9 protein-coding genes, 1 tRNA gene and 1 other RNA gene are annotated in these 12,992 nt (G+C 29.7%); 2 read left to right on the plus strand and 9 right to left on the minus strand.

The genetic code is table 11. From position 1 onward, the window contains the following. Positions 1–171: 171 nt before the first annotated feature. The 5 genes from BP769_RS08395 to BP769_RS08415 form a co-directional block, all read right to left on the minus strand. Positions 172–5,127 carry a cobaltochelatase subunit CobN gene (locus BP769_RS08395; RefSeq protein WP_413827079.1) on the minus strand — a complete coding sequence of 1,652 codons (4,956 nt, stop codon included), beginning with the start codon at positions 5,125–5,127 and terminating at the stop codon, positions 172–174. A 147-nt stretch (positions 5,128–5,274) separates the two neighbouring features. Further along, positions 5,275–5,567, minus strand: an RNA gene (rnpB, locus tag BP769_RS08400) — RNase P RNA component. A 102-nt stretch (positions 5,568–5,669) separates the two neighbouring features. After that, a tRNA-Met gene (locus BP769_RS08405) sits at positions 5,670–5,744 on the minus strand. 121 nt (positions 5,745–5,865) lie between these two features. Then, complete coding sequence (locus BP769_RS08410; RefSeq protein WP_413824311.1) at positions 5,866–6,351, minus strand: hypothetical protein; 486 nt, start codon at positions 6,349–6,351, stop codon at positions 5,866–5,868. A gap of 23 nt (positions 6,352–6,374) precedes the next feature. Then, positions 6,375–6,779, minus strand: a complete 405-nt coding sequence (locus tag BP769_RS08415) for a hypothetical protein (RefSeq protein WP_413824334.1) — start codon at positions 6,777–6,779, stop codon at positions 6,375–6,377. A gap of 168 nt (positions 6,780–6,947) precedes the next feature. Between BP769_RS08415 and map the strand changes: the two genes are divergently transcribed. Then, the gene (map, locus tag BP769_RS08420) at positions 6,948–7,880 is read left to right on the plus strand and encodes a type II methionyl aminopeptidase (RefSeq protein ID WP_413824314.1); all 933 of its coding nucleotides are present in this window, start codon (positions 6,948–6,950) and stop codon (positions 7,878–7,880) included. Positions 7,881–8,112: 232 nt separating this feature from the next. On the opposite strand, the gene frhB is transcribed toward map, so the two are convergent. From frhB to frhA, 4 genes are read right to left on the minus strand one after another with little or no spacing between them, the layout of a single operon-like run. Continuing rightward, entirely contained in the window at positions 8,113–8,958 is an 846-nt protein-coding gene (frhB, locus tag BP769_RS08425; RefSeq protein ID WP_413824317.1) for a coenzyme F420 hydrogenase subunit beta, read from the minus strand. A 12-nt stretch (positions 8,959–8,970) separates the two neighbouring features. After that, entirely contained in the window at positions 8,971–9,903 is a 933-nt protein-coding gene (gene frhG / locus BP769_RS08430) for a coenzyme F420 hydrogenase subunit gamma (protein WP_413824320.1), read from the minus strand. A 19-nt stretch (positions 9,904–9,922) separates the two neighbouring features. Next, on the minus strand, positions 9,923–10,387 hold the full coding sequence (gene frhD / locus BP769_RS08435; RefSeq protein WP_413824322.1) for a coenzyme F420-reducing hydrogenase, FrhD protein: 465 nt from the start codon (positions 10,385–10,387) through the stop codon (positions 9,923–9,925). 20 nt (positions 10,388–10,407) lie between these two features. Next, positions 10,408–11,625, minus strand: coding sequence for a coenzyme F420 hydrogenase subunit alpha (gene frhA, locus BP769_RS08440; protein ID WP_413824324.1), 1,218 nt, complete (start codon positions 11,623–11,625; stop codon positions 10,408–10,410). Positions 11,626–12,201: 576 nt separating this feature from the next. Between frhA and BP769_RS08445 the strand changes: the two genes are divergently transcribed. Then, the gene (locus BP769_RS08445) at positions 12,202–12,828 is read left to right on the plus strand and encodes an endoglucanase (protein ID WP_413824326.1); all 627 of its coding nucleotides are present in this window, start codon (positions 12,202–12,204) and stop codon (positions 12,826–12,828) included. Positions 12,829–12,992 lie beyond the last annotated feature (164 nt).

Here is a 12,992-nt window from a genome sequence, read left to right on the forward strand (position 1 = left end):
AGAAAGGCCCCAAATTTCTTAATACATCAATGATAATTAATTAATAAAATGAAATTTATTAAATTAAATCTAAATTGAGTATAATATTAAGTATAATAAAAAGTAAGTAATAAAGTTTACCTTAAAAAAATAAAATAAGATTGAAAAAAATAAAATAAAAAATAATAATGATTAATAATCATCATCATCATTATTTTTCTTAGCCCTAATATATCCAAATCCAAAGATAGCTAATAAAACAAGAATACAAGCAATAACTGCCACTGGCATAGACCCTTTAGATTGATTAGAAGAAGATGAAGATGTAGACATTTCATACGCATCACCTTTACTAGAAGATCCAGAATCAGAAGATTGGCCTTTACTAGAATCTTGTTGAGAGTTACTATTACTATTAGAACCTGAACTATCACTAGAACTAATATCCGAACTACTTGACTGATCATAAGTACCAACACTTGAAGAAGAACCAGCACTACCAGCACTAGAACTACCAGAAGAACCTGAACTAGAACTACCAGACTCACCTTGACTGCCAGAGCTAGAAGTTCCACCACCAGAAGGATTAGCATTACCTCCATTAGCAGAATAACAAGCTTGATTACTACCTGTCATAGCTTCATACATATCAGAATACTGCTGTTTAGTCTCTGGTGAAAGAGAAGACATCTGCATCACCATTTTATTAAATTCTAAATTAGCACAAGTATGGTGACAACAAGCAAATCCATATTGAACAACAGATTGAACATAAGTATCAACTAATTTAGTTAAAGTAGTTTTATCCGCTTTCCAATAACCTTTCTGATAAGAATAAACCATCCAAGCAGCAGAAGTTTGGAATGAAACAGCTTTATAATCCGCATTAGCTGATGAACTAATACCAATAATATTCTGAGCTAAAGCATCATAAACTCCATTAGAGAATAAACTAGAACCAGTTCCACTAGAACCACTAGAAGAACCTCCACCAGAATTAATATTTGAATTTCCTCCAGCTACAGTTTCAAAACCAAAAATATATTCATATCTTTTAGCATAAGCTTGCCAACCTGAAGGATTATCTCCAAGTAAAGAGGCTTGTACTTTTGGATTTAATATAACTGAACGAACCTCAAACTCTAACTCTTCAGAAAGTGTACGAGTAATAATATCATTTTTATTTCTAATATCAACTACAGAAGTATCAGCTTTTCCACCTAAATACTTGGATGCTCCAACCATTCCTCCAAACCAATCATAATAATCATCAGAATCAAGGAACCTCCAAGTACTATCTATATTTTGAGTAATTATATCAACATTTTTAAGTAAATATTCATAATCCGCTCTTTTTTGAGTAACAACTAATTTACCATTTTTAATATTCCAAGAATAAGATACTCTTGAAAGATAAATATCTGCTAAAGTGGATTTGATGTTAGTATCATTTTGCCATTTATTTGTATTAGGTATAAAATCACTCATTCCAGTTCCTTCAAGAACTGCACCAGGTAAACCAAATAACCTATCTAAAGTTGGATTTTCAGCATAATGCTTTTTAACCATATTAACAGTAGCATCTTCATTAGGTGTATTATTATAAACTAAATCAACAGCACCTACTAAAAGACTTATCCAATTTACATTACTAGTAACAATACTTGCATAAACATCAACACGAGGTCTATTTAATACAGAACCATTAGATAGTGTTACAGTTAACTTATCTAAAGGAATAAGTTCAATTCCAGTAACTGTACCTGTTGTAGACCATGTTGGAGTAACTCCTAGTAAATATAAGAATTCACCTATACCAATACCTTCAGTACGTAGTAATTCGGTACCCCACATAATTAAACCAACTAATTCAGGGAATTTACCATGAGCTTCATAATAATCAACTAATAATTTGTTAGCTATATTTTTAGATGTTTCCCAAGCAGCTTTAGAAGGCATTTTAGTAGTATCTACAGTATAAGCATTTGTACCAGTAGGTAAACTATCTGAATAAGAAGGATCTGCCATTAAACCTGGTTGAACATATCCTCCAGATAAAGCATTTATAATTGATTTCCATTCATAATTATTCACTAAATTGGTAATTGTAGAATTAGCAAAAACTAAAGAACTATAAAAATCTGAATCTTTAGAAATATTCCATAATGTAGCAATATCGCTTAAATTTTCTTGACCAGGAACTAAATATGTAACTACTTCAGTAAGCCATCCTTGAATAACATCCACTTCTTTAGTATAATTAGTGTTATGTAATACAGAGTAATAACCTAATTTAGAAAGATTAGGATAAAGCATGCTCAAAATATTATCATAGATAGAAGTTCTTGAAGCAACAATAGTTATTACCTCTTGAATTAATTCATCACCAGTTAAACCTACACCTAAAGTATGTAATCCTAATGTTACTACATCATTAGATAAATCTTCAAGTTGTTCATGTAAATCATCAACCCAAGTAATAAAACTTTGATTTTTACTAGGTTGAGTATAACCAAGACTGCTTGACATATTAAGTATTAATTTTTCATATTGAGAAGCTAAATCTGAAGCATTATTCTTAATTGCAGTTTCATAATTTGTAATATAAGTATTTAATGTAGTTAAATTACCATATAATTCAGATATAACAGTTGCAGGAGTCATATGACTAATAATTAATGCACCTAATCTATCTTTCGCAACCATTGCTTCACCAGGATTAGATACTATATATGGATAAATAGTTGGAATACTCATCAATTCAAATGTCCAATCATCAGCTTGAAGACCTATAGATCGTCCAGGTAAAAACTCTATAGTTCCATGAGTTCCCATATTGATTATAGCATCTGCCTTATAATCATTTTGTAACCATTTATAAAATGAAACATATTGTTGTGAAGGTGGAAGATAAGAACTATGATAATCTTCTACATTTTCCCATCCTCTACTTGGTTGAAATGTTATGAATATATTACCAAAAGACATTCCAGGAATTACAATATAAGTATTATTATAAACCATTACATTTCCTATACTAGATCCCCAATATTCAACTAATTTATTTTGTAGAGTTTTATTTAAAGAATTGAAGTAAGTTAAATATTTATTAAAATCAATTAATTGTCCATTTTCTGTTAAATTATTATAATATTTTTCCACATATTGATTTAATAAACCTTGAGCCCATACACCTTTATTTCCAATTTCTGAGATAATTGTATATAATGTTGTTACATTTGGAATTTGATCTTTACTCATTCCAATATCATAACCTGCATCACATAATTGTATTAATAAATCGTGTACACTAGTGAAAACATCTAAATATGATGCTCCAATTTCGCCTTTACCTGGTGGATAATCATATAATACTACAGCTATTTTTTTATTTGTATTATTTTTTTCTTTAAGATTAACCCAACCAAGTGAAGTTTCAACTAATTTACTTACACCACTATCAATAACTACTTCTGTTCCATTTTCATCAAGATAACTACAAAGTATAGCTCCATAAACACCTTCAAAACTAGGTATAGTTACCGCATAAGTCCATTCTGTTTGTGGACCATAAGTACTTAAATAACTAGTTTCACTTACTTCATTTAAAGCTCTTATGATATTGATATTCATTTGAGTATATGCACTAATTGCACCACCATTTCCTATATTTTCATAATCCATTGACCATGAATATAATGAATTAACTAAGCTAACACCTCTAGTAGAAATATTATAAATATTTGTTAGTAAAGAAGCAATAGATGGACTTGTTGAACTTTGATAAAGATTAAATACGCTACGATTTTGAGCTTCATATTTTTTTATCATTGAATCAACTAAATTTCCTCCAGGATAATAACTTGCAATAATCACATAAGAAGAATTTAAATTAGGATTATAATTTTTATACCAAGATTCAAATTGATTAAATAATGTTTGAACATTAGAATTTACATCTTGCCATTTTACATATTCATTAGTCATCCAGTTAAGACTTCCTTGACCATCACTATTATATCCAGAATCTTTTAAAATCCATTGATTAATTAAAGTTTGATTAGGAGTGGAACATAATTTTCCAAGACTTGGATGGTATATTCCAAAACTAGATGATAATAATGGGGTTCTACTGGAATTTAAAGTAGGGTTTACATTACTATTCCCTAATAGATATAATATATATGCATAATAGTTTTCCATATTTTTTTCTAAAACATCCATATCAGTTATATCATTTGATTGGAAATAAGATCCTATGTATGTATTTGCTAATGTATTAGGAGTATTATTACTTGAATTAGCTCCAACAAAATTGATTCCTATTTTATTAAGAAGTGTAGAATTATAAACTCCAAATGTATATGAGACCATATAATTTTTATTTGCTGGAGAATTAACAAGTATACTTGTATCAAATTGATATGTATCAGCTGCATACATATCTAATTGTATATAATTTGCATAATCTAACAACCAAATTTTATTAGATTCAAAATCAGGATATGTATTAATATAATAAACTCTTTTAGAAAGATTCATTAAATAATCTACTTTTTCTGAATGTGCACCATAATAAACTAATAAACAGATATCTGGAATAAAACGAACATCAGTTACTGTATTAAATGAATCAACTGTGAAATTTTTCATAATAGGATTATATGTAGAATATTCCACATTGAGAGTGTACTTTCCATAATCCAATAAGTTAGTTGTAATTGTACCTTCATTATTAGTTATACCAGAATAAACAAGTTGATTGTTAGAATCATAGATTTTAACAGTAGCATTAGAAATTAAAAATCCTTCTTCACTATAATTTCCTGAACTACTATTTTTAGCATCTAAGACTTTTATTGTGGTTGTAGGTTTATTTACACCTAATGAATTTGTAGCAGCTAGATTATTGATAGTTTCTGATGAATTTTGATTTGTTGATAATACACTATTAACTGTATTTGTATCATTTGAATTTAATAGAGTAATATTACTTGATGACATTTGACTTATATTTTCATTACTTAATAATGATGAAGAAGATAAAGAATTGTCATTAAAATTGTTTTCAGCAGTTACTGAGGCAATACTAACCATTACAATAAAGATTATTAGAAATATCAGTGTTAATCTATTAATTTTTTTCAACTTTTTTCACCTCCATTTAAATGAATTGATATGTAATTAATTTAAACTAGAATAAATAATTTTCTATTATACTTTAAAAATATCAAATGAAGTTTATAAATTAAGTAAAAAAAAGAAAAAAATAATAAATGAAAAAAATAATATGGTGCCTGCCGAGAATAACCCACCTTCTGTTTTATCAGCATTCATCTTAGCGGACTACCTTGCCTCATACAGTTGTCATCAGCATTTTTTGCCCTTGCATCCTACAGATTGGCCGTTTCACCGTTCCTTTTAATGTCAATCAGTTAAACATCATAGTCATTCATTAAAAGACGTTTCGTTTCTGCTCCAGAGTCATACTTCTCAGCATATGTTTTTCAACATTGTAGTTCTGTAATGATGGGCGGAGTTTCCTTAGTTTATAAAAAAATATAAACCAGCAGCTGTCTTCAGCTTGCACCATATATTATAATATAAACAGATTTTAATATAAAAAACTTTTCGAAAAATAATCTAATTAAAAAATAGTATTGTATAAAAAAAATTGTTTATAAAAAAAGTAGCAGGGCCTAGATTTGAACTAGGGCTCTCGGGGTTATGAGCCCCGCGGGATCACCAGACTACCCCACCCTGCTATACAAATTAAAAATTCTTATAAAAAAATATTATAATCCATAAGAATTGGATATATATAATTATGTTAACATACTATATAAAGGTTTTGCATAATAAATTAAAAAAAAAAGATAAAAAAAATTATTCTTTATCTAAATCTTCTAAAGCCTTTAATCTAGTATCTAAATCAGCAATATTATCATCAGTGTTGGTTTGATAATCATTGAATCTTTTTTCTAAATCATCAATACTTTCACATGCAGTATCGCATCTTTCTTCAAGATCACTTAAATCATCTTTAGTAACTAAAGACCAATCTTCAATTAACTCCTCACTTTTTTCATCTAAAAAAGAATCTAACTTTTTAGAAAAAAGATCAGTAGAATTATTTAAAGAACTAGGAACATCTTTAAAAGTATATTTAATCTTATCTCCCATAGAAACCTTATCCTCTTCATTTCCATAAGCACCTGAAGGCATAGTTTCAGGTTCACCAGTATCCATAGAAGCAGGAACATAATCCTTAACTTTATCTAAAACATTAGATTTAGCACTAATAATATAATAAAGCAAAATTACAATAGCAAGAATAAGAATAATAATAGCTACAATTTCCACAATATCCATTCACATACTCTCCTAATAAAGTTTTACTTTTTATAAAGCTTCTTTTCTTTTTGTTCTATATCTTTAAGCATTCCTTCTAATTTCTTTTGCTCAGTTTGAGCCTCTAATCTAGCTAATCTTTCATTGATTTCACTATGTAAATAACCAACATTACCTCGAACATCATCAGTAGAAGTTCTTATTTGAGTAAGATGTTCTTGTTGATCTTTAGGTAACTGAACAGGATTTTCCATTAATCGTTTGTTTTCCAAATCTTTTTCAACCATAGCAATTTTTTTAAGTTCAATCTCTTTTTCCATTAAATTAATTGTATTTTTAGATTCAGCAACTTTTCTCCACTGAACAACAACTAACACAATAACAATTACTAAAATAACCGCTAAAATCAAAATAAATAGTTGATTAGGAATTGCAAAATTTGAAGCCATCATAAAATTTTTTCCTCCAAATTATTAATTAAGTAAAATAATTATTAATTAATAAATACTAATTATAAATATAAAATAAATAGTATATAAAAATTTTGAAAAAGGTAAAACCAAAAAAAGTAGATATACTAATAAAAAAAAATTAATAAAAAATATGAAGGAGAAAAAATGGAATCTGATGAAATAGAATCCTACGAAAAAGCAGGAAAAATATTATCAAAAATAAGAAACAATGCTGTAAAACTCATTAAAAATGATTTACCTATATTAGACTTAGTAAGCTATGTAGAAAATGAAACATTAAAAGCAGGTGCAGGAATATCATTCCCATGTAATGTATCAATAAATGAAATCACCGCACATTACACATCCCCAATAAATGATACAAACAAAATGGTTACAGGAGACTTAGTTAAATTAGATATGGGTACCGAAATAAATGGATATGTAGCAGATTCTGCTGTAACAATAATGGTTCCTGGGGATAATTTAGAAGATTTATTTGACGAAGAAACATTAAATAAAAATCAAAACATAATCGAAGCATCAGCCGCAGGATTAGAAGCAGCAATAAGTACAGTTAGAGAAGGAGTGGAAATAGGTAAAATAGGTCAAGCTATTGAAGATGCAATACATGAATATAAATTAAACCCTGTAAGTAATTTAACTGGACATAGCTTAGAAAAATGGAATTTACATGCAGGATTATCAATACCAAATATAAATAACCACGACACAACCAAATTAAAAGAAGGACAAGCTATCGCAATAGAACCTTTTGCTACAGATGGAATTGGTTTAGTAAATGATACTCCAAATTCTTATATCTATTCATTCCTAAAAAATAAACCTTATAGAATAAAACACGATCAAAAAGTAATAGATTATATAGAAAATAATTACCATGACTTACCATTTTCAGGTAGATGGATAACAGAAAAATTTAATCCAAACAGAGCACATGCATCACTTAGAAAATTATCACAAACAATGTCTATCTATCCTTATGCTGCACTTAAAGAAAGATCAGGTGCATGGGTTTCTCAAAAAGAACATACTGTTATAGTAGAACCAGATGGTTGTAAAGTAACTACATTATAAAAAAAATGATAATTAAATAATAATTACTATTTTTAATTTTTATAAAAATATCCACCAAATTTTTTATCACCAAAAAATTATGATTACAATAATTTTTTTATGAAACTAAAAATTAGGAATATTAAAATTTTCTAAAAATATAAATTATAAAAAAAGATTTTAAAATAAGTATAAAAAAAATAAAATAGGTAAATTCATTTAATTAAAAATGAATTACCTTTAAGAAGTCAAATTACCAAGGTACAGGTAATCCTAATTCCATTCTACTTTTTGATTCTTTTGCAGCTTTATCTTTCTTTTGACCTGCTAATTTTTCAAGCATTTGTTTACCAAATTTACCTTCATCAACAGCTTTAGTTTCAATAACTCCAGCTTCGACAGCAGCATCAAATATAGTTTTACCTGCATCAGTTCTAGTTAATACTGTAGACCATCCATCAGGAGATCCTACAGAACCAGTAGATACATCAGCTAATTCTGCAACATAATCTTTACAGATGTTACATCCAGCTTGTTCATATCCGTGTGTTTCTTTTAATTTTAATCCAGTATTACCTTTTGGATCTTCAATCCATAGTTTACCTTTACCAATATCCATCTTATCTGTTAATTCCATGGATCCATTTAATTTGGATTCAACGAAAGTTTGAAGAGATGCATAGGAAAAGTTTTCCATACAGAAAATACCTATTAAAAGTTTAATTTTATCTGCTAAGAATCTTGTGGAAAATGGGTAAGATTGCATTTTTCTAAGACCCATTATTTCACATGGTGTAGCAACTGTTCCTAATTTTTCAATACCACATTGTCTTACTGCTTCTTTTAAAACAGCATTATTTGGAGAAAATGTGTATTTAGTTCCAGCAGCAGCAATAATTTCATCTGCACTCATAGCTATTGTTGGTTCAGGTTGCCATGGAGTATCTGTATTACCTGCAACAACTGCACCTTCAATAATACCTTCATTTAATGCATAGGTAAATAATGCTGTAACTATTCCACCATCTTGTGAGACATTTTGGATTTGTTTATCTGTAGCTCTAGCAGTGACTATATCTTTGTAAGTACCTAATACCATATTTAAATCCTCCTATAGTCCTAAATCCTTTTTAATTTGCTCTTCAGGGAACCAAGATCTTGGACAGTGTGTATAACATGAACCACATTTTACACATCTATCTTTATCATGAGCTGGTCTTCCTTCAACCATTGTGAGAGCTCTTGTAGGACAAGCCATTACACAAGTTCCACAACCAGTACATAAAGCTTTATTTACAACATTAGTTTGTAAATCACAACCACATGCAAGGTTACATGCTGCCATGTCTAACATAGGTTGTAAATAATCCATATCTCCATTAATTAAAGCTACTACAGTTTTAGCTATAATTTCTGGTGATGCAGGACATCCTGGTAATGCAACATCTACTTTTACTACATCTCCAACTGGTACAAATGATTCATGTTTTGGATTACCTTGTTGTCCACCACGAGAGTATCGTGTGAAACATCCGGTTAATGCACAAGATCCAAAAGCACATACTAAGTTTGCTTTTTCTCTTATTTCTTTAATTTCTTTTAAACTGTGTTCATCTTGTAAACAGACTGAACCTTCAACTAATGCTAAATCCATTTCTGGCATATCCCATACATCAACTAAAGTTTGTCCGTAAACGATGTCCACCATGTCAGTGAGTAAGTCTGCAAGAATATCATAATTTTCAGTTAATGACATTCCATCTCCAGTACACCCACTTAAGTGAATATATCCTATTTTTGGTTTATCAGCCACTTTTCCATCCTCCTGTTTTGAAGATTTCTCTTTCTTTGGCTCAGATGATTTAGCTTTATTAGAAGCTTCCTCAGATTTTATAGCCTCTTTTTTAGCTGTTACTACAGCTTCTTTTTTAGCTTCTTCTTTAGATTCTTCTTTAATAGCTTCTTTTTTAGCTTCTTCATCTTTAGATTCATCCGGTTTAGAGCCAATGCCTAAAAACCTTTTAATTCTTTCTATAAAAGACATTGCTAAACCCTCATACCTCTTATAATTTCTTTAAAATCATCTCAACTGCTTCAGGAATAGCCTTTTCAACAGGGTCAGATAAGCCCATCACAACATCAGGTGCAGTAATTTCACCTGGTTGACAGCCCACAATTATAACATCCATTTTTTCGGCTAAGTCTTGAAGGGGTTCTTCTACTGGCCAACTGTGAGCACTTTCATATTTTCCTTTAGGCATATCAAAAGGACTAAAATATTTAAGTGTTCCTGGTTCAGCCCCAAACTCTACAACATCAATTACTATAATTTTCTTCCATCTTTCATCAGGTAATGAAAATATATAATGTGTTGCACTAGTTCCAGCATCAATAAACATAGTTTCTTCTGGCATATCTTTATCCTTAAAACGTTCTTCTAAGGCTTTTATAACATAAGGTCCGAAACCATCATCTTTAAATAATACGTTTCCGCAACCAACTACCAGATTTTCTGCTTCATAAGGCATAATTTCCCTCAATTAGTTGTTTAAATTTTCACCATGTCATTTTTGATAACGCTCTTATCTTCATCATCAACTACCATTACGTGGGTAGCACATGATAAACAAGGATCGTATGCTCTAATAACATGAGCTCCGTATTGATAGTGGAATCCTTCAGTTGCTGGCCCCATTGTTGGAATATTCCAAGTTGTTGGAACTAAAGCATTATAATATTGGATTCTGCCATCTTTAACTACACCCATATGGATATCAGTACCTCTAGGTGCTTCAATTACACCTACACCTAGTTTTCCTGTTCCTCTAGGGTCAAAATCAGCCATGGTGTTTGCAGAAGTATCTAATTCATCTAAAAGATTAAGTGCTTTAGATAAATAGTTTTTCATTTCGTAAGCTCTGGTTATATGTTGAGCTTTGACACCTTTACCGGTATATCCGCCAAATTTAGCAGCTCTTGCTCTTGGACCTGTTTCTACATTTACACCATCGTATAAAGGTACGGATGTACATGCTTTTTTACCTAATTCAGGGTCATCATACCATGCTTCTGGAGTAAGTTCTCTGTATCTTTCAAGATCAAAGAAGTCTCTGTCTCCGTAACCATTACTACTTGCAAATATAGGTTGGTCAATTGCACCTAAACCTTCTGGGAAATCAGCATCTTCAACTAATCCTACGATTAAATCAACATGATCATCCACAACAGGGACTAATGCTTTTAATCTAGCATATAATTTTTTACGTGCTAATTCTGTAATATTTCTTGCCATACCACCGACTCTTACATCGGAAGGGTGAATTCCTTCACCAGCTACCATATCTACTACATATTGTACATTTTTACGGATTGTACCTACAGAATTTACTGCATCTTTAAAAAGATTTTCAGGAACTATATCCGGTGCAACTAAGAAATGGTGTATTGCATGACTGTTTATATTAGAAGAAGAAATTGTTAATTCTCTTAATTGTGCTGCAGCCTTTGGAATTTGTATATCTAATGAATCATCCATTGCTTCTGCTGAAGCTAGAGTATGAGGAATTGGACAAACACCACAGATTCTTTGACATAATACTATCGCAGATTCTGGTGGTTTTCCAGCAACCATCTTTTCTAAGCCTCTAACAGGAGTGATACTTAAGTATCTACCTTTGGTAACTATCCCTTCATCATCGACTTCCATGACAAGTTCGGCATGTCCTTCCTGACGTGATGTAGGAGATATAACTATTTTTTCGCTCAAATGTGTCACCTCTTATTTTTTAAAAAATTTTAGAAACTAACAATTATTATTTTAAAATAAATAGTATTAATAAACTTATGCTTTGAACTAAAAAGAAAGGTTTATATATGATAATCAAAATTATTTGATTAAATTCCAATTATAAGAAACTTAGAATAAAATTAATAAGAAAAATATTAGAAATTTATAAATTAAAACTAAAATTAAAGGTTAATAATTTTTAAAAAAAATTTTTAATAAATTTGATCTTTTGTTTATTGGAATAGAATTCATATAATTAATGTTTGAAATGAAAAATAAAAAACTAAGTAATAAAAATTAAAAAATTAATAATATTCAATTGTTATATATTTATTTAATTAACCAACATCTTTATAATAGTAAAGATACTTATAATAATATATTAATAAAATTTTTAGCCACTAAATTTTATCATTTTTTAAATTTAATGTAATAAAAAATCCTTTAAAAAATTCTTTTAAAGGTTACATTTTTTAAAAAAAATTTTATTAATTAAAAAAAGTCTTAAATCTAAAAAGATTAAGTTATTTATAATAGTAAACCGAGGTGAATCGAATGGATCATGCAAATATAATTATATCCGTAATTGTTGTCTTATGTATTGCTGCAGGAGTTACAGCATACGGATTAACAAACCCTGATAATGCATTTTCAGATCTTGCAGGATTTACACCTTCAGCAGATTCCCTTGCCAGTGCAGGTAATGGATTAGGAAACAATACCACCCAAGCTACTGATTCAAATAGTGCTGGTAGTTCTTCAAATGGCCAACCTAGTTCCAATTCTGGTTCTAATGTTGCAAATTCTGGATCTGGTTCCAATGGTGGAAGCTCAGGAACAAGTTCTAGTGGATCTAGCAACGGAGGAAGTTCTAGTGGATCAAGCAATGGTGGACATAGTACTTCCACTAATGGAAACTCCGGATCAGGAACTAATTCCGGAAGTGGAAGTTCAGGTTCAGGTTCAGGTTCTGGATCAGATTCTGGATCAGGTACTACAAGCCATATAAATTCTACTAAAGCAATAGAAATAGCTAATGAACATGTAGAAGAAGAAGGATGTTCTGTTTCTGCTGCAGTATGGAAAGATAATGATTGGTACTGTTATGTACATGATAAAGATGGAAATACTGTAGATTGTATTATCATTGATGGTAATGGTAATGTTATAGGAGAAGGTTAAATTTAATATTTATATTATTGATTAATCTATTGATTAGTCAATAAAATTTATTTTTCTGCAATTTTTTTTTTAGAATTAATTTAATAGATACATATATATAGTATAAAAAACAGATGTTAATACATCTTGTTAATGAGGGCTCGTAGCCTAGTTGGATAGGGCGT

This window comes from Methanobrevibacter sp. UBA417 (genome assembly GCF_002508845.1).
Classification (GTDB): domain Archaea; phylum Methanobacteriota; class Methanobacteria; order Methanobacteriales; family Methanobacteriaceae; genus Methanobrevibacter_A; species Methanobrevibacter_A acididurans.